The 22,712-nt window shown below is 69.3% G+C and carries 20 protein-coding genes; 16 read left to right on the top strand and 4 right to left on the bottom strand.

The features are described from left to right. Nucleotides 1-40: 40 nt before the first annotated feature. The 3 genes from AC3A6Y_RS27035 to gcl are packed head-to-tail and all read right to left on the bottom strand — an operon-like array spanning nt 41 to nt 3,574. Complete coding sequence (locus tag AC3A6Y_RS27035; protein WP_487871327.1) at nt 41-943, bottom strand: 2-hydroxy-3-oxopropionate reductase; 903 nt, start codon at nt 941-943, stop codon at nt 41-43. Between the two features lie 38 nt (nt 944-981). Then, nucleotides 982-1,761 (bottom strand): hydroxypyruvate isomerase, encoded by a 780-nt coding sequence (gene hyi / locus AC3A6Y_RS27030; protein WP_487871326.1) that lies wholly within the window; start codon nt 1,759-1,761, stop codon nt 982-984. A 19-nt stretch (nt 1,762-1,780) separates the two neighbouring features. Beyond that, entirely contained in the window at nt 1,781-3,574 is a 1,794-nt protein-coding gene (gcl, locus tag AC3A6Y_RS27025) for a glyoxylate carboligase (RefSeq protein WP_487871325.1), read from the bottom strand. Between the two features lie 120 nt (nt 3,575-3,694). Here gcl and AC3A6Y_RS27020 point away from each other — a divergent pair, with 120 nt between their 5' ends. The 10 genes from AC3A6Y_RS27020 to AC3A6Y_RS26975 all read left to right on the top strand — a co-directional run bounded on the left by AC3A6Y_RS27020 (nt 3,695) and on the right by AC3A6Y_RS26975 (nt 15,861). Beyond that, the gene (locus tag AC3A6Y_RS27020) at nt 3,695-4,597 is read left to right on the top strand and encodes a LysR family transcriptional regulator (RefSeq protein WP_487871324.1); all 903 of its coding nucleotides are present in this window, start codon (nt 3,695-3,697) and stop codon (nt 4,595-4,597) included. A gap of 87 nt (nt 4,598-4,684) precedes the next feature. Next, nucleotides 4,685-5,194 (top strand): sigma-70 family RNA polymerase sigma factor, encoded by a 510-nt coding sequence (locus tag AC3A6Y_RS27015; RefSeq protein ID WP_487871323.1) that lies wholly within the window; start codon nt 4,685-4,687, stop codon nt 5,192-5,194. A gap of 49 nt (nt 5,195-5,243) precedes the next feature. Further along, nucleotides 5,244-6,308, top strand: coding sequence for a FecR family protein (locus tag AC3A6Y_RS27010; RefSeq protein ID WP_487871322.1), 1,065 nt, complete (start codon nt 5,244-5,246; stop codon nt 6,306-6,308). 91 nt (nt 6,309-6,399) lie between these two features. Beyond that, nucleotides 6,400-8,799 (top strand): TonB-dependent siderophore receptor, encoded by a 2,400-nt coding sequence (locus tag AC3A6Y_RS27005; RefSeq protein ID WP_487871321.1) that lies wholly within the window; start codon nt 6,400-6,402, stop codon nt 8,797-8,799. 22 nt (nt 8,800-8,821) lie between these two features. After that, entirely contained in the window at nt 8,822-10,135 is a 1,314-nt protein-coding gene (locus tag AC3A6Y_RS27000) for a lysine N(6)-hydroxylase/L-ornithine N(5)-oxygenase family protein (protein WP_487871320.1), read from the top strand. Nucleotides 10,136-10,153: 18 nt separating this feature from the next. Continuing rightward, nucleotides 10,154-11,389, top strand: coding sequence for an MFS transporter (locus AC3A6Y_RS26995; protein WP_487871319.1), 1,236 nt, complete (start codon nt 10,154-10,156; stop codon nt 11,387-11,389). After that, entirely contained in the window at nt 11,379-11,984 is a 606-nt protein-coding gene (locus AC3A6Y_RS26990) for a GNAT family N-acetyltransferase (RefSeq protein ID WP_487871318.1), read from the top strand. Before AC3A6Y_RS26995 ends, AC3A6Y_RS26990 begins: the two co-directional genes overlap by 11 nt. Next, entirely contained in the window at nt 11,981-13,864 is a 1,884-nt protein-coding gene (locus AC3A6Y_RS26985) for an IucA/IucC family protein (RefSeq protein ID WP_487871317.1), read from the top strand. Before AC3A6Y_RS26990 ends, AC3A6Y_RS26985 begins: the two co-directional genes overlap by 4 nt. Next, nucleotides 13,861-14,628: a siderophore ferric iron reductase gene (locus AC3A6Y_RS26980; protein ID WP_487871316.1), complete on the top strand. Its 768-nt coding sequence runs from the start codon at nt 13,861-13,863 to the stop codon at nt 14,626-14,628. Before AC3A6Y_RS26985 ends, AC3A6Y_RS26980 begins: the two co-directional genes overlap by 4 nt. A 63-nt stretch (nt 14,629-14,691) precedes the next feature. Continuing rightward, nucleotides 14,692-15,861 carry an aromatic ring-hydroxylating oxygenase subunit alpha gene (locus AC3A6Y_RS26975; protein WP_487871315.1) on the top strand — a complete coding sequence of 390 codons (1,170 nt, stop codon included), beginning with the start codon at nt 14,692-14,694 and terminating at the stop codon, nt 15,859-15,861. Between the two features lie 53 nt (nt 15,862-15,914). Here the strand turns inward: AC3A6Y_RS26975 and AC3A6Y_RS26970 are convergent, their stop codons facing one another. Beyond that, the gene (locus AC3A6Y_RS26970; RefSeq protein ID WP_487871314.1) at nt 15,915-16,733 is read right to left on the bottom strand and encodes an IclR family transcriptional regulator; all 819 of its coding nucleotides are present in this window, start codon (nt 16,731-16,733) and stop codon (nt 15,915-15,917) included. A gap of 216 nt (nt 16,734-16,949) precedes the next feature. Between AC3A6Y_RS26970 and AC3A6Y_RS26965 the strand changes: the two genes are divergently transcribed. The 6 genes from AC3A6Y_RS26965 to AC3A6Y_RS26940 all read left to right on the top strand — a co-directional run bounded on the left by AC3A6Y_RS26965 (nt 16,950) and on the right by AC3A6Y_RS26940 (nt 22,700). Continuing rightward, nucleotides 16,950-18,038, top strand: coding sequence for an ABC transporter ATP-binding protein (locus tag AC3A6Y_RS26965; protein ID WP_487871313.1), 1,089 nt, complete (start codon nt 16,950-16,952; stop codon nt 18,036-18,038). Next, entirely contained in the window at nt 18,035-18,940 is a 906-nt protein-coding gene (locus tag AC3A6Y_RS26960) for an ABC transporter permease (RefSeq protein WP_487871312.1), read from the top strand. The genes AC3A6Y_RS26965 and AC3A6Y_RS26960 overlap by 4 nt, the downstream gene beginning before the upstream one ends. Before the next feature lie 5 nt (nt 18,941-18,945). Further along, nucleotides 18,946-19,740: an ABC transporter permease gene (locus AC3A6Y_RS26955; protein ID WP_487871311.1), complete on the top strand. Its 795-nt coding sequence runs from the start codon at nt 18,946-18,948 to the stop codon at nt 19,738-19,740. Continuing rightward, nucleotides 19,737-20,051, top strand: a complete 315-nt coding sequence (locus AC3A6Y_RS26950; RefSeq protein ID WP_487871310.1) for a (2Fe-2S)-binding protein — start codon at nt 19,737-19,739, stop codon at nt 20,049-20,051. The genes AC3A6Y_RS26955 and AC3A6Y_RS26950 overlap by 4 nt, the downstream gene beginning before the upstream one ends. A gap of 76 nt (nt 20,052-20,127) precedes the next feature. Continuing rightward, nucleotides 20,128-21,519 carry an FAD/NAD(P)-dependent oxidoreductase gene (locus AC3A6Y_RS26945; RefSeq protein ID WP_487871412.1) on the top strand — a complete coding sequence of 464 codons (1,392 nt, stop codon included), beginning with the start codon at nt 20,128-20,130 and terminating at the stop codon, nt 21,517-21,519. Beyond that, nucleotides 21,516-22,700: an NAD(P)/FAD-dependent oxidoreductase gene (locus AC3A6Y_RS26940; protein WP_487871309.1), complete on the top strand. Its 1,185-nt coding sequence runs from the start codon at nt 21,516-21,518 to the stop codon at nt 22,698-22,700. Before AC3A6Y_RS26945 ends, AC3A6Y_RS26940 begins: the two co-directional genes overlap by 4 nt. Nucleotides 22,701-22,712: the final 12 nt, after the last annotated feature.

Below are 22,712 nucleotides of genomic sequence, written 5' to 3'. Positions count from 1 at the left end.
ATGGAAGCAGACGCATATGACGCGTGTGCCTCGCGCCAATTCACTCCGCGCGCGCCACCGGATGCTGCGCCAACGCCTCCAGCGCCAGCACCAACGCCGAGTGATCGTCCTGCCCATGCCCCAGCGCCGAGCAGGCATTCATCAGCTGCGCCGCACCGGCGGTCTGCGGCAGCGCCACGCCCAGCGCGCGCGCACTCTGCATCGCCAGGTTCAGATCCTTCTGATGCAGCGCGATGCGGAAACCCGGCGCAAACGTGCGCTTGATCATCCGTTCCCCATGCACCTCGAGGATGCGCGAGGAGGCGAAGCCGCCCATCAGCGCCTGCCGCACCTTGGCCGGATCGGCGCCGGCCTTGCTGGCGAACACCAGCGCCTCGCCGACGGCCGCGATGTTCAGCGCCACGATGATCTGGTTGGCCACCTTGCACACCTGCCCATCGCCGGCGGCGCCGACCAGCGTCACGTTCTTGCCCATCTTCTCGAGCAGGGGCCGCACGCGGCCGAAGACGCCTTCGTCGCCGCCGCACATGATGGTCAGGCTGGCAGCCTTGGCGCCCACCTCGCCGCCCGAGACCGGCGCGTCGACGTAGCCGCAGCCCAGTTCCTCGATGCGCTTGGCGAAGCCCTTGGTCGCGATCGGGTCGATGGAGCTGCAGTCCACCACCGTCTTCCCTTTGGTCAGTGCGCAGGCCACGCCGTTCTCGCCGAACAGCACCTTCTCCACATCGGGCGTGTCGGGCACCATGACGAAGACCACGTCGGCCTGCTTCGTCACCTCGGCGGCCGAGTTGCACACGGTGGCGCGCGAGCTGAAGGGCTCGGGCACGGGCCCTTGCGTGTTGACGAAGAGCGTGTGGCCGGCGTCGAGCAGGTGCCCGGCCATGGGTGCGCCCATGATGCCGAGGCCGATGAAACCGATCTTCCGGGATGCAGAGGTGGACATGCGATGAATTCCTTTGTCTTGTCTGTCTGTGTGTGTCGTTACTGCGTGAGGGCCCTGCGCCATCCGAGGCCGTCGGCCGTGGTGCCGCGCGGCTTGTACTCGCATCCGATCCAGCCGGTGTAGCCGGCGGCATCGATGTGCTTGAAGAGCCAGGGGTAGTTGATCTCCCCCGTGCCCGGCTCGCCGCGGCCCGGGTTGTCGGCCAGCTGGATGTGGCCGATGCGAGCCATGTTCTTGCTCATCGTGGCGGCCAGCTCGCCTTCCATGCGCTGCGCGTGGTAGATGTCGTACTGCAGCAGCAGGTTGGTCGAGCCCACGTCGTCGATGATGGCCAGCGCCTGGTCGGTGCGGGTCAGGAAGAAGCCGGGAATGTCGAAGTGGTTGATCGGCTCGATCAGCAGCATGATCCCCGCAGTCTGCAGTTCCCTGGCGGCGAAGCGCAGGTTCTCCACGGCCACCTTGCGCGCCTCCCCGGCGCTCACGCCGTCAGGCAGCTTGCCGAGCAGGCAGTTGAGCTTGGGGCAGCCCAGCGCGGTCGCGTAGTCGATCGCCATGCCCACGCCCTCGCGGAATTCGCCCACGCGGTCGGGATGGCAGGCGATGCCGCGCTCGCCCGTCTCCCAGTTGCCCGCGGGCAGGTTGTGCAGCACCTGCTGCAGGCCGTTGGCGCGCAGCGCGGCAGTGAGCTCCTTCTTGTCGAAGGCGTAGGGGAAGAGGTATTCGACGGCCTTGAAGCCCGCCTTGGCAGCGGCCTCGAAGCGCTGCATGAAAGGCAGCTCCGTGAAGAGCATCGTCAGGTTGGCGGCAAAACGCGGCATCTCGTGGGTCTCCTCGGAATCAATCCAGCATCGCCGCGGCGACGGAGCTGGGTGCGTCGGCAAGGCTCTCGGCCAGTGCCTCGAACTCGTTGATGGCGTCGATCTCGGTGCCCATCGCGATGTTGGTCACGCGCTCGAGCATCACCTCGATCACCACCGGCACGCTGAACTCGGCCATCAGCTTCTCGGCACGCTCGATGGCCGGCTTGATCTCTTCCTGCTTGTAGACGCGTATCGCCTTGCAGCCCAGGCCTTCGACCACCTTCACGTGGTCGACGCCGTACTCGCGCTCCACGCCGCTCTGCTCCGTGGCATTGATGTTCTCGAAGCCCAGCTGCACGCAGTAGTCCATCTCGAAGCCGCGCTGCGCCTGGCGGATCAGCCCCAGGTAGGAGTTGTTGACCACGATGTGGATGTAGGGCAGCTTGAACTGCGCACCCACCGCCAGTTCCTCGACCATGAACTGGAAGTCGTAGTCGCCGGAGAGCGCGACGATCCTGCGCGACGGGTCGGCGGCACGCACGCCCAGGGCCGCGGGGATGGTCCAGCCCAGCGGGCCGGCCTGGCCGCAGTTGATCCAGTTGCGCGGGTTGTAGACGTGCAGGAACTGCGCCGCCGCGATCTGCGACAGCCCGATGGTGCTGACATAGCAGGTCTCGCGCTCGAAGTTGCGGTTCATGCACTGGTAGACGCGCTGCGGCTTCATCGGCACGTCGTCGAAGTTGGTCTTGCGCAGCATGGTCTTCTTGCGCTCGAGGCACTCGCCCGCCCAGTCGCGGCGGCTGGGCAGCCGGCCCTGGGCCTTCATGTCCTCGGCCACTTCGACGAAGAGCTCGAGCGCGGCCTTGGCATCGGAGACGATGCCGAAGTCGGGCGTGAACACGCGGCCGATCTGCGTGGGCTCGATGTCCACATGCACGAAGGTGCGGCCCTTGGTGTAGACCTCGACCGAGCCGGTATGGCGGTTGGCCCAGCGGTTGCCGATGCCCAGCACGAAGTCGGAGGCCAGCATCGTGGCGTTGCCGTAGCGGTGGCTGGTCTGCAGGCCGCACATGCCGGCCATCAGCGGATGGTCGTCGGGGATCGTGCCCCAGCCCATCAGCGTCGGGATCACCGGCACGCCGGTGGCCTCGGCGAAGCGCACCAGCAGGTCGCTGGCGTTCGCGTTGATGATGCCGCCGCCGGCCACGATCAGCGGGCGCTCGGCCGCATTCAGCATGGCGATGGCCTTCTCGATCTGCGCGCGGCTGGCGGCCGGCTTGTAGGGCGTGAGCGGCTGGTAGGTGTCGATGTCGAACTCGATCTGCGCCATCTGCACGTCGAAGGGCAGGTCGATCAGCACCGGCCCCGGGCGGCCCGAACGCATCAGGTGGAAGGCCTGCTGGAACACCTGCGGCACCTGGCCCGGCTCGCGCACCGTGACCGACCATTTGGTGACCGGCTTCGAGATGGACTCGATGTCCACCGCCTGGAAGTCCTCCTTGTAGAGGCGGGCGCGCGGCGCCTGGCCGGTAATGCAGAGGATCGGGATCGAGTCCGCCCAGGCCGAGTACAGGCCGGTGATCATGTCGGTGCCGGCCGGCCCCGAGGTGCCGATGCACACGCCGATGTTGCCGGCCACGGCACGGGTGTAGCCCTCGGCCATGTGCGAGGCGCCCTCGACGTGGCGCGCCAGGATGTGGCCGATGGTGCCTTGCTTGCGCAGTGCCGAGTAGAGCGGATTGATGGCGGCGCCGGGCACGCCGAAGGCCTGCGTGACGCCTTCTTTTTCCATCACCAGAACGGCGGCCTGGGCCGCGGACATCTTTGCCATGTGAAGTCTCCTTGGGAATGCCTGACTTTAGGAATTCGGGGCTTCGGGCAGAAGGCGGCGCGGGGCCATAAAAGCTATTCCATGCCGGAATAACTGGCCTCGGGGCACTACCATCGGGCCATGGATCGACTGCTTGCCATGGAGATGTTCGTTCGCGTGGTGGAGACCGGCAGCTTCTCCAAGGCCGCGCGGGAGTTCAACACCACCCAGCCCACCGTGACCAAGCAGGTCGCGGCCACCGAGGCGCGTCTGAAGGTGCGGCTGCTCAACCGCAACACGCGCGGCGTGAGCCTGACCGAATCGGGCTCGCTCTACTACGAGAAGTGCAAGTCCATCGTGCACGAGGCCGAGGAGGCCGAGCAGGTGGTGCGCCGGCGCGAGTCGCAAGCCCAGGGCCTGCTGCGCATCGGCACTTCGGTCGCCTTCGGCCGGCGCGTGGTGGTGCCGCTGGCGCTGGAATACATGGCGCGCCACCCGCAGGTGCAGGTCGACCTGAGCTTCGAGGACCGCTACGTGGACCTCATCGCCCAGGGCATCGATGTCGCCGTGCGCATGGGCAAGCTGGCCGATTCGTCGCTGGGCGCCCGCTTCCTGGGCATGAACCCGTGGGTCATGGTGGCGGCGCCGGGCTACCTGAAGAAGCACGGCACGCCCAAGCGGGCCCAGGACTTGAGCGGGCACGTGGCGCTGATCTACAGCAGCGTGGTGGGCGACGATGTCTGGCGCATGCACACGCCCAAGGGCGAGCCGGTGACGGTGCCCGTCTCCGGCCGGCTGCGCTCCAACAACGTCTCGGCCGTGCTCGCCGCGGCGCGCGAGGGGCTGGGCATCGCGCTCATGCCGCGCTACGTGGCCAGCGACTCGCTGGCAGCCGGCAAGGTGGTGGAAGTGCTGCCGGGCCATGCGCTGCCGGAGCAGGAGATCCACGCGGTCTTCCCGTCGCCCAAGCTGGTGCCGGGAAAGGTGTCCAGCTTCGTGGCGTTCCTGCAAGGGCGCTTCGGGGAAGGATGGTGGGCGCGGTAGTCGTCACGCGCGGATGCGCGCACGAGGCAGGCGGGTCAGGCGGATCATCCATAATGAGAATGAATCTCATTTGTCGCGATTGTTCAAGTGCTCGAGCGCTACTACCAGGAACTGCTGAATTTCTGCTCCCGCACGGCGCGCAGCCGCGACGCGGCGGCCGATCTCGTGCAGGAAAGCTATGCGCGCGTCCTGGCGGTCCTGCGCTCGGGCCAGCCGGTGCTCGAGCCTCGCGCGCTGCTGTACCGCACCGTGCGCAACCTTCAGATCGACCAGTACCGCCGCAGCGAGGTCCGTGGCGAAGCGCTGCAGCCGGAGCCCGGGGAAGAGGCCATGGTGCTCGACGATCTGGCGGCGCCGCCGGCCTTCGAGCCCGACACCGCCGCTGCCTCGGGCCAGGCGGTGAATGCCATGCTCGCCACCATCGATGCGCTGCCGCTGCGCTGCCGCGAGGCTTTCATCCTGCACAAGTTCGATGGCCTGCCGCACGCGGAAGTGGCCGAGCGGATGGGCATCTCGCGCAAGATGGTGGAGCAGCACGTCCAGTCCGCCATGCTGGCCTGCCGGCGTTGCAAGAATGCGCTCGATGGCACAGCCTAGGGTTTTGCCCCGCTCGCGCGTCTGCATGAGGGAGCCCGAATTCCGCGCCATGACCACACAGCCGCCAGCCGAACCGCCAGCCGCGTCATCCGCAGAGTCGGAAAGCGCGGCCCTGGGGTGGCTCGTGCGCCGGAAGGGCGGGCGCCTCGCTGCCGCCGAAGAAGCGGAAATCCAAGCCTGGCTGGCCGCGGACGAGGCCCATCGCACGGCGTTCGCACGATGGGAAAAGGACTGGCATGCGCTCGATGCACTGCCGGCCGACGACGTGCGCCAGCTGCGCGCGAACCTGGCCAGGGGCAAGGCCGAGACGCATTCCGCGCCGCGCGCTCGTCCCTGGTGGCGCGGGCTGGCAGTCCTCGTGCCGCGGCCAGCCGTCGCCGCGGCCGCGTTGCTCGTGTGCGGCAGCGGCTACCTGGCCTGGAGCCATTGGCAACGGCAGCCGGTGTTCACGCAGAGCTTCGCCACCGCGCGCGGTCAGCAGCTCGAAGTGACATTGCCCGACGCGACCCGCCTGCGGCTCGACACCGCGACCCGTGCCGAGGTGATCTTTCATCGCGAGCGCCGCGAGCTGCGCCTCGCCGAGGGCCAGACCGTGCTCCAGGTCCAGGCAGACCCGGCGCGGCCCTTCGATGTCCGGGCCGGTCCGCTGCGCATCACGGTGGTCGGCACGCGCTTCTCGGTGCGCCACACGCCCGGCGTTCCGGGCGACCGGAATGTTCGCGTCGCGGTGGAAGAGGGCCGCGTGCGTGTGGCGTCGGCCGGACGGCCGCCGGCAGGCGAGGGCGCCGCCGTGGAGCTCACCAGCGGCCAGCAGGTCGACAGCGATGCCGAAGGGCGGCTCGGTGCCGTGTCTGCCGTGAGCGCTGCGGGCATCGCGCCCTGGCGTGACAGCCGCGTCAGCTTCGACAACGCCACGCTGGCGCAGGCGCTGGCGGAGTTCGAGCGCTATGGCCCCGTCAACCTCACGGTGCGTGATCCGGCCGTGGCGGCACTGCGCGTCAGCGGCACCTTCGATCCACGCCGGCTCGACAACTTCTCCCGCGCCCTGCCGCAGGTGCTGCCGGTGCGGCTGCGCGCGCATGACGGCGTGACCGAGATCGTCCCGGGCAAGTAGCCCAAAGAAAAAATGCGACCCCACCTGGGGTTTCGCCAAGCCGGTGCGTCTACATGGGAAGGATTCTCATTTACTTCCCTGACAAGAACGCATGCCTCGCCCTCGCTTCCGCCTTGCGCCAGCTCCTCTGGCCCTCTCCCTCGCGCTGGCCTGTTCCGGCACCGCCGCATTTGGCCAGGCCGCCACCACGCCCGGGCTGGCGTCCACCCCGATGCAGATTCACATTGCGTCGCAGCCGCTGGCGCAGGCCCTCAACGATCTGGCGCGCCAGACGCGGCTCGAGCTCATGGTGCCGGCCGCGCTGGCCGCGGGCCGCACGGCGCCGGCCGTTTCCGGCCTGCTGACGCCCCGGCTGGCGCTGGACCGCCTCCTGGCAGGCAGCGGCCTGGCGGCGGCCATCGACGGCAACACCGTGGTCGTGCGGGCTGCCCCTGCGATGCCCGGCAGCGCGGAGCTGCCGGCAGTGACGGTCAGCGCCGAGCAGGAAAGCCCCTCGGGCGTGACCGGCTACATCGCCCGGCGCAGCGCCTCGGGCTTCAAGACCGACACGCCCATCATCGAGACGCCGCAGTCCATCTCGGTGGTGACCCGGCAGCAGCTGGAAGACCAGAAGCCGCGCGCCATCGGGGAGGCGCTGAACTACACGCCGGGCACCTTCACCGGCCTCGTGGGCTCCTCCAACCGCTACGACTACGTCGCCCTGCGCGGCTTCAAGGACAGCAGCGTCGACAGCACCCTGCTGGACGGCCTGCGCATGCTGAGCGACCAGGGCAGCTACACCTCGATGCAGGTGGACCCCTATTTCCTGGAGCGCATCGACATCGTGCGCGGGCCCGCCTCGGTGCTCTACGGGCGCGCCTCGCCGGGCGGCCTGGTGGCGCTGACCAGCCTGGCGCCGCAATTCCAGCCGCAGGGCGAAGTGCAGCTCACCCTGGGCAACCGGCATCGCGTCGAGGGGGCGTTCGATCTCACCGGGCCGATCGATGCCAACGGCGTGGCGGCGTTTCGCGTGACCGGGCTGGCGCGCAAGCTGGACTCGCAGTTCGAACATGTGAAGGAAGAACGGCGCGCCATCGCGCCCTCCCTGCTGCTGCAACCCTCGAAGGACACGCGCCTGCTGCTGCAGGCCTACCTGCAGGACGACCCCAACGGCAGCTACCACAGCGGCGTGCCGGCCGACGCCAGCATCACCGCCGGCCACAACGGCCGCAAGATCTCGCGCCACTTCTTCGATGGCGACCCGAGCATCGAGAAATACCACCGGACCCAGCGCTTCGTCGGCTACCAGTTCGAGCATGCCTTCAACGACCAGTGGAAGTTCCGGCAGAACTTCCGCTACGTCTCGGCCGACACCACGCTGCGCCAGGTCTACGGCTACGGCTGGGCCGGCCCCGACACCCTGACGCGCTACTACTCCGGCGCCCGCGAAGAGACGCACGGCCACACCGTCGACAACCAGCTCGAAGGGCGCTTCCAGACCGGCGCGCTCGCGCACACGCTGGTCGCGGGCCTGGACTACCAGAAGCGCCATGTCGACGGCAGCTGGGAATCCGGCAGCGCGCTGCCCATCAACGTGTTCGCCCCCGTCTACGGCTTCCCCGGCCTGAGCGACGTGACGAGCTTCCCGATCGACCGCCACCTGGAGCAGACCGGCGTCTACCTGCAGGACCAGATGGCCCTGGGCCGCTGGCGCTTCACGCTGGGCGGCCGCGAGGACCACGCCAAGGCCTCGAACCAGATGGGCAGCGGCAGCCCGGCGCAATGGAGCGGCTCGAAGTTCACCAAGCGGGTCGGCGCCGTCTACCTGTTCGACAACGGCGTCGCGCCCTATGTCGGCTATTCGGACGGCTTCAACCCGAGCCTGCGCAACGACCGGCAGGGCAACATCCTGCCGCCGGCAGAGACGAAGCAGGTGGAGGCCGGCATCCGTTACCAGCCCCCCGGCTCCAGGACGCTGCTCTCGGCGGCCGTGTACGACCTGGAGCAGAAGAACGTCGCCACGCGCCCGGTGGGCGCCACCTACTACGAGGCGGCCGGCAAGGTGCGTTCGCGCGGGCTGGAGCTGGAGGCGCGCTCGCAGCTGACGCGCGAGGTGTCGGTGCTGGCGAGCTACACCTTCACCGACATGAAGTACCTCGAGTCGCCGGACGGCTTCACCGGCAGGACGCCCTACCAGGTGCCGCGCCACATGGCCTCGGTCTGGGGCGACTGGAACTTCGCGCCGGGCTACACGGCGGGCGCCGGCATGCGCTACGTGGGCACCAGCTGGGGCGACAACGCCAACAGCTTCAAGGTGCCGTCCCATGTGCTGATGGACCTGATGCTGCGCGTCGACCTCGGACGCCTGAGCCCATCGCTCAGGGGCTCCAACCTGCGCCTGAGCGTGAACAACCTGTTCGACAAGTCCTATGTCGCCTCGTGCATGAACGAGACCTACTGCTACTGGGGCGACGCGCGCAACGTGACTGCAACCTTCACCTACCAGTGGTAGGGGCAACAGGAGATGGCCTTCGATGAAGCAAGACGTCCATGAATTCATCGCGATCGGGCTCGGCCCCTTCAACCTGAGCCTGGCCTGCCTGGCCCAGCCCATTGCCGGCCTGAACGGAGTCTTCCTCGAGCGCAGCACGGAGTTCAGCTGGCACCCGGGCATGCTGATCGACAACACCACGCTGCAGAACCCGTTCCTGGCCGACCTCGTGAGCCTGGCCGATCCCACCAGCCGCTTCAGCTTCCTCAACTACTGCAAGGAAGAGGGCAAGATCTACTCGTACTACTTTCGCGAGAGCTTCTACCTGACGCGCGCCGAGTACAACCGCTATTGCCGGTGGGCCGCGGCGCAGCTCGACAACGTGCGCTTCGCGCACGAGGTGCAGGAAGTGGTGCACGACGCCGAGCGCAACTGCTACGTGGTGACGGGCGTGTGCGGCCCGAAGCGGCAGCCTTTCGTGCTGCGCGGGCGCAAGCTGGTGCTGGGCGTGGGCTCCAAGCCGCTGTTCCCGCCCTGCTGCAGGCCGGGCGAGCACCGCTACCTGCACACCGCCGACTACATCGAGAGCAAGGCGCAGCTGCAGCGCAAGCGCTCCATCACCATCGTCGGCAGCGGCCAGAGCGCGGCCGAGGTCTACCACGACCTGCTGAAGGAAGCCGAAGCGCACGACTACAGCCTGACCTGGATCACGCGCTCGCCGCGCTTCTTCCAGATGGAGACCACCAAGCTCACGCTGGAGATGTTCTCGCCCGACTACATCGACTACTTCTATCACCTCGACGAAGAGAAGAAGGAGCGCATCGTCCGCACACAGGACAGCCTCTACAAGGGCGTCAACGCCAGCCTCATCAACCAGATCTACGACCTGCTCGACGACCGGCGCGCACGCGGGCGGCTGCGCACCCATCTGATCACCAACTGCGAGCTGCAGGACTGCCGCCACGACGCCGGCGAGGGCAACTACCGGATCGAGTTCCGGCAGCTCGACTGCGAGACCCGCTATGCGCACCGCACCGAAGGCCTGATCTTCGCCACCGGCTACCGCGAGAACATCCCGCCCTTCGTCGAGGGCATCCGCCACCGCCTGCGCTGGGACGACAAGGGCCGCTACCGGCTGGCCCGCAACTACGCCGCGGACTTCAACGGCAACGAGGTCTTCGTGCAGAACGCCGGCCAGCACACCCACGGCATGACCAACCAGGACCTCGGCATGAGCTGCTGGCGCAACTCCTACATCCTGCGCGAGCTGACCGGGGTGGAGCACTACCGCATCGAGCGGCGCATCGCGATCCAGGACTTCGCGATCCCGTCCGGCGCGGAATTCGTCAGGCTCTGAACCAGGACACCCGCGCCCATGAACCTCCGAGCCCACATCATCACCATGACGGTGCTGGCCGTCATCAGCGACGCCATCCTGATCCCCTTCTATCCGCAGTTCTTCAGCGAGCGCTTCGGGCTGGACAGCGCGGTCCACGTCGGCGCCTACGTGGCGGCCATCTCGGTCGCCGTGATGTGCACCCTGCCGATCTGGGCCCGCGTGGCACGGCGCGTCGAGCCGCTGCGCCTGCTGGTCTATACGCAGTTCGCCGCCGGCACCTTCAGCCTGCTGAGCGACCGGGCGCCGGACGTGACGACGTACTGGGTGCTGTCGATGCTCATGTTCATGTGCAAGAGCAGCTACCTGCTGATGTACCCGTACATGATGCGGCTCACCCCCAAGGAGCAGCACGCGGCCACCATCGGCGTGCTGTCGGTCGTGGTGCACTTCGGCGCCATCTTCGGCGCCGTGGTGGGCGGCCTGGTGCTGCAGGCCTGGGGACCGCGCGCCAGCATCCATGCCATGGCCGCAGGCGACTTCTTCCAGATGGCGGTCTGCATCTACCTGATCCGCAGCGGCAAGATCGTGCGCGTCAACAGCGGCCCGCATGCACAGGCGGCCGAGAACGCGCCGCGTCCGCGCCTGCGCGAGCGGCTGCCGATCCTGCGCCTGGCGCTCGTGATGCTGCTGTTCGACTTCAGCGCCTACCTGATCCGGCCCTTCTTCTCGGTCTACTGGCAGAAGATCTCGGGCGACGACAGCGAGCTGGTCTCGGGCATGGCCTTCGCCATCCCCGGCGTGGTGGCCATCGTGGCGCTGCGCCTGCATGCCCGCATCCGCGCCCGCGGCGGCCGGCTGCCCGACCACACGGTGGGCAATCTGCTGCTGGGCACCGTCGGCCTGCTGCTGCACGCGGCGCCCGATCCGCTGCTGGTCGTGGCGGGCCGCGTGCTCTACGGGTGGGCGCTGTTCCAGATCATCGTCAAGCTCGAGGTCAACCTGTTCCGGCTCTCGACGCCGCAGCGCTATGCGCACGACTACAGCATCACCAACTTCTTCCAGAACCTGGGCGTGCTGCTGTCCTCCTTCGCGGCCGGCGCCATCGTCGATCGCTACGGGCTGCAGGTGCCCTTCCTGCTCGCGGCCGGCGGCTTCGTGCTCACGGCGCTGCTGGACCGGCTGATCCTGCAGGTGCCGAGCGCCGGCCACCTGGGCGAGGCGGGCGGGGCAGGGGAGAAGCCCGCGCTGGAGGCGCCCGCCCATGCGAGCTGACACCCCGCACCGCCGCGGCGAAGCCGCGCTCGCCTCCTACCGCGATGCGGACGGCTTCGTGTTCCGCCTGCTTCGCATTCCGCAAGACGTGCCGATGCTGCACCGCTGGTTCACGCAGGAGCGTGCCGCCTTCTGGCTGATGCAGGACAAGACCGAGGAGGAAGTCCGCGAGGCCTACCGCGCCATGATGGAATCCGGCACGGCCACCGCCTACGTCGGCCTGCATGAAGGCCGGCCCGCCTTCCTGGCCGAGTGCTACGACCCGGCCCACGACCGCATCCGCGCTTTCTACGACGTGCGGCCCGGCGACCTGGGCATGCATGTCTTCGTCGGGCCCCCCGACGTGCGCATTCGCGGCTTCACGCGTGCCGTGTTCCATGCACTGATGCGCTTCATGTTCGCCCACCTCGGCGCGCAGCGCATCGTGGTGGAGCCGGACGCCACCAACCACAGGATTCATGCACTGAACCGGTCGGCAGGCTTCGTCTACGACCGCGATGTCGTCTTCGCCGAGAAGATCGCCAGCCTCGCCTTTTGCACCCGGCGAGATTTTGAACAGGCCACGGCCGCCACCCTCGAGGAAATCCATCCATGAACGTCACCCTCGCACACCAGCTTTCGCAACACCCGGCCGAGGCCGCCGCGCACCTGACGCCGCAAGTCTGGGCCGATGCCAATCGCCTCCTGCTGCGCAAGGCGATCGCCGAATACGCCCACGAGCTGATCGTGGAACCCGAGCAACTGGCGCCGACCACCGGCGACTTCGCGCTCTACCAGGTGCTGTCGGACGACGGCGCCGTGCGCTACCTGTTCGAGGCGCAGCGCCTGGCGCTGCGCCACTGGCACATCAAGCCGGCGTCCATCCGCAAGCTGGTGGACGGTGCCGAAGCGCCGCTCGACGCGCTGCAGTTCATCATCGAATGCCGCCGGCGCCTGGGCCTTCGCGAAGACCTGCTGCCGATCTACCTCGACGAGATCAGCAGTACCCTGTTCGGCAGCGCGTTCAAGCGCATGAAGGCCGATGCGCCCGGCAGCGCCCAGCTCGCCGAAGCCACCGACTTCCAGGCCATCGAGGTCGGCATGATCGAAGGCCACCCGGGCTTTGTCGCCAACAACGGGCGGCTGGGCTTCAACGCGGTCGACTACCGCGCCTATGCGCCGGAGTCCGGCTCGGAAATCCGCGTGATCTGGCTGGCCGTGCACAAGGACAACGCCGCCTTCGCCAGCATCTCCACGCTGAGCTACGAACAGCTGCTGGCCGAGGAGCTGGGCGCCGCGACGGTCGAGCGCTTCACGGCCCGGCTGCAGGCGCTGGGCGTCGAGCCGGCCGACTACTACTTCATGCCCGCGCATCCGTGGCAGTGGTTCAACAAGCTGTCGATCGCCTTCGCCGGCTACGTGGCGCAGCGCAAGATCGTCTGCCTGGACTACGGCGACGACCGCTACATCGCCCAGCAGTCCATCCGGACCTTCTTCAACACCAGCGACCGCTCCAAGCGCTACGTGAAGACCTCGCTGTCGATCCTGAACATGGGCTTCATGCGCGGCCTGTCGCCCTATTACATGTCGGGCACGCCGGCCATCAACGAGTTCATCAAGAGGCTGGTGTCGGAGGACGAATTCCTGCGCGCCAACGGATTCACCATCCTGCAGGAAGTCGCGTCCATGGGGTTCCGCAACCACTACTACGAGGCGGCGATCCCGGTCGACACGCCCTACAAGAAGATGTTCTCGGCCCTGTGGCGCGAAAGCCCGCTGTCGCTGCTGCAGCCGGGCGAGCGGCTGATGACCATGGCTGCGCTGCTGCACGTCGACAAGGACGGGCATGCGCTGCTGCCCGAGCTGATCCGCCTCTCCGGCCTCGGCACCACGGCCTGGCTGGGCCGCTACCTCCAGGCCTATCTGACACCGCTGCTGCACTGCTTCTACGCGCACGACCTGACCTTCATGCCGCACGGCGAGAACCTGATCCTGGTGCTCTCCGGCCACGTGCCGGTGCGCGCCATCATGAAGGACATTGCCGAGGAGTGCGCCATCCTCGACCTCGCGGCCAAGACGCGGCTGCCGGAGCGCGTCGACCGCATCGCGGTGGATGTGCCGGACCACTTCAAGCTGCTGGGCATCTTCATCGACGTGTTCGACGGCGTGCTGCGCCACGTCAACCAGGTGCTGGTGGAGAACGGCTGCTGCACGCAGGACGAGTTCTGGCGCGCCGTGGCCGACTGCGTGCACGACTACCAGGACGCGCATCCGGAGCGCGCCGACAAGTACGCGCACTACGACATGTTCGTGCCCGAGTTCCTGCATTCCTGCCTGAACCGCCTGCAGCTCGGCAACAACGTGCAGATGGTGAACCTGTCCGACCCGGCCTCCAGCCTGAAGATGGCGGGCAACCTGGTCAATCCCATCGCCAGGTTCCGCCGCCGTCCCGCGGCAGCGGCGCAAGCGGCTGCGATGGCCGAAAGCGTGGCGTGATCCTGCGCATGCTGGCGTCGTCCGTCGCACCCGACCCGGACCTCGCCCGCATGCTGGGCCTGGTGCAGCAGGTCGTTCCCGGCTTGTGCGGCACGCAGGGCACGCAAGCGCTGCCCGGCGCGCTGCGCTGCGGCGACGAAGCGGCCCTGCGAGCGCTCTGCCGCCACTGGGCCGCGGCGCATCCCGAGGCCGGCGCGCACTACCTGGCGCTGCGTTGCTGGGGACTCGCGATCTGGCAGCCGGTGTACCTGAGCGTGATCGCCGCGCAGCTGGACACGCATGTGCCGCACCTTGCCGGCCTGGCGCAGCCGGTGGCCGAGGGATTTCCGAGCGGCTTTCAATTGCCCGCGCACGCGCCGGTCGCCGCAAGTCCTTCCGAGCGCATGGATGCCGCAGCCACCGAGCTGCGCGCATTCTGCGATTCGATGCGCGCGGCACTCGCGGACTGCGTCGCGCTGCATCTGCGCGCAGCCGATCGCCTGCAGGCCGAATGCGTGCTCGGCGCCCTGCTGCGGGTGCATCGCCATGCGCCCGCATGCAGCGACCACGAGCTCGCCGCACTGGGCGCAGCCTGGCTCGCGCGCCTGGGCATCGCCGGCGGCTGCGGCTTCCTGGCCTACCGCGCGCGCGACGGCACGCCCGCGCTCGCGCTCGACCGGAAGGTCTGCTGCCACCACTTCCGCCGCCGCGACGGCGAGAAGTGCAGCACCTGTCCCAAGCTCCCGCTCGACACGCGAATCGCCCGCCTGCTGGCCGATTCCTGATCCCTTTTCCGCGGTGCGATGCCGGCTCGGGCCGGCGCGTCCCGTCACGCCCTGGAGAATCCGATGAACGATGTCGCACGCCTTTCGCATGTCCTGCCGGCGTCCACGCAGTTGCCGGTGGATGCCTATTTCGACGAGGCGCTGTTCGCTCGCGAGCGCGAGCTGATCTTCGATTGCTCGTCCCGCTACGTGGGTCACGAGAAGACCGTCCCGCAGATCGGCGACTGGCGCCGCCTCGCGCAGGAGGGCGGCGGGCGCGTGCTGGTGCGCCATGCCGGGGGAGTGGAGCTCATGTCCAACGTCTGCCGCCACCGGCAAGCGCTGATCCTCGGCGGCGAGACCGGCGACGTGCGCGGGCTGGCCAACCCCAGCGGCAACCTGCGCTCGACCGGGGGCCGCATCGTCTGCCCGCTGCACCGGTGGACCTACGACGACCGCGGCCATCTGCTGGGCGCTCCGCAGTTCGAGCAAAAGCCCTGCAAGAACCTGCAGCGCTTCGCGCTGCGCAACTGCCACGGCCTGCTGTTCGAGGGCGTGCGCGATCCGGCCCGTGACATGGCGGCGCTGTTTGCACGCCCCGAGTTCGATTTCTCGGACTACGTGCTGGACCACGTCGAGGTGCATCCCTGCCACTACAACTGGAAGACCTTCATCGAGGTGTACCTGGAGGACTACCACGTCGCGCCCTTCCACCCGGGCCTCGGCGCGTTCGTCAGCTGCAGCGAACTGCACTGGGACTTCGCCGACTGGTACAGCATGCAGCGCGTCGGCGTGCACCAGGCACTCGGCCAGCCGGGGACGGAGGTCTATCGCACCTGGCACGAGCGCCTGCTGGACTACCGCACCGGCGCCGCACCCGACTTCGGCGCGGTCTGGGTGACCTATTTCCCCACCCACATGATCGAGCTCTATCCGCACGTCCTGGTGCTGTCCACGCTCCATCCGAAGGGGCCGCAGGAAACGGTCAACGTCGTCGAGTTCTACTACCCGGAGGAGATCGCCGCCTTCGAACGCGGCTTCGTCGAGGCGCAGCGTGCGGCCTACATGGAAACCGCGCGGGAAGACGACGAAATCGGCGAGCGCATGGACGCGGGCCGCCGCGCGCTGCGCGAGCGTGGCGTCTCGGAAGTGGGGCCCTATCAGTCACCGCTGGAAGACGGCATGTGGCACTTCCACGCGTGGTATCGGCAGATGATGGGCGCCGCGCTTCCTGCGGGGGAAGCGGATGGCTGAGCGCGTCTCGGCAAGGCGACAGCCCGGCGGCTTGTCGCCGCCTGCGAGACGCGCTACGTCGCCGCGCCCGACAAGCGCTGCGCCGGCCGCCGCAGGGTCGAGTCGAAGGGGTGGATCTTCGGTCCGATCGCCTCGGCTTCTCGCTTGAGCAGCGACACCACCGTAGGCATGCGCTCCGGGCTCAGGCGGTCGGAGATGGTCCCCACGCTGAGGGCGGCCACGGCCCGGCCCTCGCGGTCGAGGATCGGCACCGCGACGCCGGCCATGCCTTCGAGCAGGCCGGTGTTGCGCCCCGCGTAGCCCGACTTGCGCACCTGCTCGATCTCGGTGCGCAGGTACACCTCGTCGAAGACGCCGTATTCGCGCACCCGCGAGAGGTTGAAGCGAATCACCTCCTCGCGCTCGGCCTCGGGCAGGAAGGCGAGGATGGCCATGGCGCCCTGGCCCACGCCCAGCGCGATGCGCCCGCCGATGTCGCCGCTGAAGGAGCGGATGGGGAAGGGGCCTTCGCTGCGGTCCAGGCAGACCGCGTCGAAGCCGCTGCGCACCAGCAGGAAGATGGTGTCGCCCAGGCTGCCGCACAGGCGCAGCAGGGCCGGCCGGCACAGGGTGCGCAGGTCGCCCGGATTGCCGGCGCGCGCGGCCAGCGCGAAGAAGTCCACGCCCAGCCGATAGAGCTTGCTGCGCGGGTCCTGCTCGACCATGCCTTCGGCCACCAGCGACTGCAGCAGCCGGTGCACCGTGGCTTGCGTCAAGCCGACGCTCTTGGCCAATTGGGTGACGCGGCTGCCCTCGGATGGGGCATCCGCCAGGGCACGCAGCAGGGCGAACAGGCGGGGAACGGCACCGGTCGCGGTTTCGGAAGTCGTCATGTCTTGCTCTCTTCGAAATCTTCAACGCACTGTACGCCCTAATGATTCCATTGAACGGAATAATTGGAAGAAAAAGTCCGTTTAATGGAATACCCTGCGCAAGATGGCTTGCTTGTTGCAATAGAGTGGAACGCACCGGCCCGCAACAAAGCGCGGCCGGCCCCGCTTCGGCGGCGCGCCGATACCGTGGGCGCCGCTTTCGAATCAGGAGTGCCCGTGTCATTTCTCAGCCTGCGCGACGTCAGCAAGTTCTACGGCAGCACCTGCGCCGTGTCGGCCATGAACCTGTCGGTGGAGCAGGGCGAGTTCGTCTCGTTGCTCGGCCCCTCGGGCTGCGGCAAGACCACCACGCTGCAGATGGTGGCCGGCTTCGAGCCGGTGAGCAGCGGCACCATCACGCTGGCCGGGCGCGACATCACGCGGGCCAAGGCCAACAGCCGCGGCCTGGGCATCGTGTTCCAGAGCTACGCGCTGTTCCCGCACATGACCGTGGCCGACAACGTGAGCTTCGGCCTGGAGATGCGCAAGCGCCCGCGTGCCGAGCGGCAGGAGCGGGTGCGCAGGGCGCTGTCGCTGGTGCATCTGGATGCCCACGCGCAGCGCTACCCGCGCGAGCTCTCCGGCGGCCAGCGCCAGCGCGTGGCCCTGGCGCGCGCGTTGGTCATCGAGCCGCCGGTGCTGCTGCTCGACGAGCCCCTGTCCAACCTCGATGCCAAGCTGCGCGAGGAAATGCAGTTCGAGCTGCGCCAGATCCAGCGCAAGGTCGGCACCACCACGGTGATGGTCACGCACGACCAGAGCGAGGCCATGTCGGTGAGCGACCGCGTGGTCGTGATGCAGGCCGGCGTGGTGACGCAGGTCGACGAGCCGCAGCGTGTGTACGAGCATCCGCGCACGCGCTTCATCTCCACCTTCGTGGGCAAGGCCAACCTGCTCGATGCGCGCGTGCGCGAAACCGGCGCGCTGGTGGGCGTGACGCTGGGCCCGCTGCGTCTGGACGTGGCGGTCGACGACCCGGCCGACTTCGCGCCGGGCGCCGCCGCGCTGTTCAGCGTGCGGCCCGAGAAGCTGCAGTTGCGGCCCCGCGGCCAGGGCCGGATGGACGGCGAGGTGCAGGAGCGCTTCTTCCTCGGCAGCCAGTGGCTCTACCGCCTGTCGACCGATGCCGGCGACTGGACCGTGCTGTGCCCGAACGACGGGCGCGAATCGCTGGCCGTGGGCGACGCCGCCGCGATCGACTGGCCCGACCACTGCGCGCGCCTCCTGCCCGGCGAGGTGCCGGCTGCCCGGGAGGCGTCGGCATGAGTGTCGATCTGGCGGCCCCGCCCATGCCTTCGCCCATGCCCGCGCCTGCTCCGGCGCGCCACGCGGTGCCCTGGCTGCTCACGGCGCCGGCCTTCCTGCTGTTCGCCACGCTGCTGCTGGCCCCGCTCCTGCTGACCGCCGTGCTGTCCTTCAACGTCTACGACACGGCCACGGGGGTCAAGGCCGGCCAGTACACGCTCCTGCACTACGCGCACGTCTTCAGCGACGACTACTACCTCGCCATCTTCTGGCGCACCTTCTGGATCTCCATGCTGGTCACGCTGATCTGCGTGGCCGTCGGTGCGCCCGAGGCCTACGTGCTCAGCCGGATGCGCAATCCGTGGCGCGCGGTGCTGCTGCTGGTGGTGCTGGCGCCGCTGCTGGTCTCGGTGGTCGTGCGGGCCTTCGGCTGGAGCATGCTGCTGGGCCCCGAGGGGCTGGTCAACGGGCTGCTGCGTGCCCTCGGCATCGGCCCGGTGAAGATGCTCTACACCGAGATCGCCGTCGTCGTGGCGCTGGTGCACGTGATGATGCCCTTCATGGTCATCGCCGTGTGGACCTCGCTGCAGAAGCTCGATGCCGGCGTGGAGAACGCGGCCCTGTCGCTGGGCGCCTCGCCCTTTGCGACGCTGCGGCGCGTGGTGCTGCCGCAGGTGATGCCCGGGGTGCTTTCCGGCAGCCTGATCGTCTTCGGCCTGAGCGCGAGCTCCTTTGCCATCCCGGGACTGCTCGGCGGCCGGCGGCTGAAGATGGTCGCCACCGTGGTCTACGACGAGTACCTGCACGAGCTCAACTGGCCGCTCGGCGCCACCGTGGCGCTGGTGCTGCTGGCGGCCAACCTGGTCGTCATGCTCAGCCTCAACCGCGTGGTCGAAGGCCGGTACAAGAAAGCGCTGGGGTGATCGGAATGCGCAACAACGGACCCATCGCCCTCGCGTTCAACGCGCTCGTCATCGGCTTCATGCTGGCACCGCTGCTGGTGGTGTGCGTGGTCGCCTTCACGCCGCACAACACGCTCACCATCCCGACCACCGAGTTCTCGCTGCGCTGGTTTCGCGCGGTGTTCGCGCACTCGGACTTCATGTCATCGTTCTGGAACAGCCTGCGGCTGGCGCTGTGCTCTGCCACGCTGGCCACCGTGCTCGCCGTGCCGGCGGCCATCGCGATCACGCGCCATCGCTTTCCGGGCCGGGACTTCCTCAACGCGCTGTTCCTGTCGCCGCTGATCATTCCGCACCTTGTGCTGGGCGTGGCGATGCTGCGCATGTTCGCGCTGGTCGGCGGCACCGGCAGCTTCGGCTGGCTGGTGCTGGCGCACACGGTGATCGTCACGCCCTACACGCTGCGGCTGGTGCTGGCGGCGCTGGTGGGCTTCGACCGCAGCGCCGAGCAGGCCGCGCTGTCGCTCGGCGCCGGCCAGGCCACGGTGTTCCGGCGCATCACGCTGCCGATGATCCTGCCGGGCGTGACCGGCGGCTGGATGCTGGGCTTCATCAACAGCTTCGACGAGGTCACGATGTCCATCTTCGTCACCGCGCCCTCGACGGTGACGCTGCCGGTTCGCATGTACATGTACGCGACGGAATCCATCGACCCGCTGATGGCTGCCGTCTCGGCCTTGATGATTGCCGTCACGGCGGCCGCGATGCTGCTGCTCGACCGGGTGTACGGGTTGGACCGCGTTCTGGTGGGCCGCACATGACATCGGCAAGACCCATCGCGGCGGCCGCGCCGCTGCTGCGCCGCGTGGCCGAGACGGCGCGCGAGCCGATCCCCTTCACGCTCGACGGCGTGCCCTGCACCGCGCTGGCGGGCGACACCGTGCTCACCGCGGTGCTGACCCATGCCGGGCAGCTGCGCCGCAACGAATTCAGCGGCGCCCCGCGCGCCGGCTTCTGCATGATGGGCGCCTGCCAGGACTGCTGGGTGCAGACGGGGGAGGGCGCGCGCCTGCGGGCCTGCTCGACCTTCGTGCAGGCCGGCATGTGCCTGGTCACCGAGGTGGCGGCATGAGGCTTTCGGTGTCGGCGTTGCTTGCGGTTCGGCTCGCTCCGTTCGCGCCCGGCGCGAAGATGCTTCCATGAGCGGCATGACGCGAGAGGCGCTCCCGCCGGTCATCGTCGGTGCCGGCCCGGCCGGCGTCCGCGCCGCGCAAACGCTGGCGGCCCATGGCCTGCGGCCGGTCGTCATCGACGAGGCCGCGCGCGCCGGCGGGCAGGTCTACCGCCGCCAGCCGCCGCAGTTCGGCCGCAGCAGCCGCACGCTCTACGGCTTCGAGGCCGGGCGCGCCGACGCGCTGCACCAGGCCTTCGACGCGCTGAGCGGGCAGGTCGAGCACCACCCCGACAGCCTCGTCTGGAACGTGCAGGACAACCGGCTCGACGTGATGCACGGTCCCACCCAGCGCACGCGCGGCGTGTCCTTCGCCGGGCTGATCGTCGCCACCGGCGCCACCGACCGCGTGCTGCCGCTGCCGGGCTGGACGCTCCCCGGCGTCTACACGCTGGGCGGCGCGCAGGTGGCCCTGAAGTTCCAGGCCTGTGCGATCGGCCGGCGCGTGGTGTTCATGGGCACCGGGCCCTTGCTCTACCTGGTCGCCTACCAGTACGCCAAGGCCGGCGCGCAGGTCGCGGCCGTGCTCGACACCGCACGCTTCGCGGACCAGTGCGCGGCGCTGCCGGCCATGGCCGCTCAGCCCGCCGTGCTGCTCAAGGGCCTCTACTACGTGGGCTGGCTGCGCGCCCACGGCGTGGCGCTGCACGGCGGCGTGCGGCCGCTGCGCGTGCTGGGCACGGATCGGGTCGAAGGCGTGGCCTGGCAAGACGGCCGCGCCGAGCGCACGCTCGAGGCCGATGCGGTGGGCTTCGGCTATGCCTTGCGCTCCGAGACTCAGCTGGCAGACCTGCTCGGCTGCCGCTTTGCCTACGCGCCGCTGCACCGCGCGCACCTGCCCGAGCGCGATGCCGCCGGCCGCAGCAGCGTGGCCGGTGTCTACCTGGCCGGCGACGGCGCGGGCATCCTGGGCGCCGATGCCGCCGAATGGGCCGGCGAGCGCGCCGCGCTGGCGTTGCTGCAGGACCGCGGCATGCCGGTCGATGCCGGGCGCGCGCAGGCGCTCGAGCGCAAGCTGGCCCGCATCGCGGGCTTTCGCGCGGGCCTGGAGCGGGCCTTCCCCTTTCCGCAGGACTGGGCCTCGCACGCGCCGGACGAGCTGGTCGTCTGCCGCTGCGAGAACGTCACGGCCGGCACCCTGCGCCAGACCGTGCGCGAGGCGGGCGCCGACGAGATCAACCGCCTGAAGGCCCTGTGCCGCGTCGGCATGGGCCGCTGCCAGGGCCGCATGTGCGGCGTGGCGGCGGCCGAGCTGCTGGCGCATGCCAGCGGCCAGCCACTGCCGCAGGTCGGGCGGCTGCGCGGCCAGGCGCCCATCAAGCCGATCCCGATGCAGCTGGCCGCCGCGCAGGAGGGCCAGCCCTCATGACGCGGCGCATCGACTGCGACGTGGCCATCGTCGGCGGCGGCATCGTCGGCGCCTCCGCGGCGCTGGCGCTGCGCCGCATGGGCCGGCAGGTGGTGCTGCTGGAGCGCGACCTGTGCGGCTCGCGTTCCAGCGGCGTGAACTTCGGCGGCGTGCGCCGGCAGGGCCGGCCGGTCAGCCAGCTGCCGCTCGCGCAGCGCGCGCACCGCATCTGGGGCGAACTGGCCAGGACCATCGGCACCGAGGGCGAGTACGTGCGCTCCGGCCATTTCAAGATCGCGCGCAGCGAGGCCGACCTTGCTGCGCTGGAACACTACCGCGCGCAGACCCGCGACTTCGACCTCGGCCTCGAGATGATCAGCGGCGCGCGCTTGCGCGAGCGCTCTTCCTGGCTGGGCGCGAAGGCCCTGGGCGGCTCCTTCTGTCCGGAGGACGGCCAGGCCAATCCGCGCCTGGTGTCGCCGGCCTTCGCGCGCGCCGCCGAGCGCGCCGGCGCGCAGGTGCTGGAGCGCACGCGCGTCGACGAAGCGGCGCACGACGGCCAGCGCTTCGTGCTGCGCAGCGTCGCGGCCGGCCTGGAAGTGCGCGCGCCCGTGCTGCTCAACTGCGCGGGCGCCTGGGCCGGCCCGCTGGCCGCCCAGTTCGGCGACGTGCTGCCGCTGCGCGCCGGCCATCCGGCCATGGCCGCGACCGAGCCGCTGCCGGTCTTCATGGACTGGAGCCTGGGCGTCGAAGGCGGCGGCATCTACTGCCGGCAGGTGGCGCGCGGCAACGTCGTGATGGGCGGCGGCGCCGGCTTCGCGCTCGACGAAGCGCGCGCGCGCGTGGAGCGCGGCGCCATCGACGGCATCTGCCGGCAGGCCATCGAGCTGCTGCCCACGCTGCGCCATGCGCACATCCTGCGCACCTGGAGCGGCACCGAGGGCTATCTGCCCGACCGCCAGCCGGTGCTCGGCGAGAGCCCGCGCAGGCCGGGCCTGATCCACGGCTTCGGCTTTGCCGGTGCCGGCTTCCAGATCGGCCCCGCCGCCGGCGAGGTGCTGGCCGAGCTGGCTTGCCACGGCCGCAGCCGCACGCCCATCGAGGCCTTCGCGGTCGACCGCTTCGAGCGCGAAGCCGAAGCCCGGGCCGCCAATGCGCCGAACCCTTCACCCCGTCCCCAACCCACCTCCGTCGCACGCTGAAAGGAAGTTCCC

It is taken from the genome of Variovorax sp. Soil_C_17 (assembly GCF_057657265.1).
This window is presented reverse-complemented; position numbering and strand designations above follow the sequence as displayed.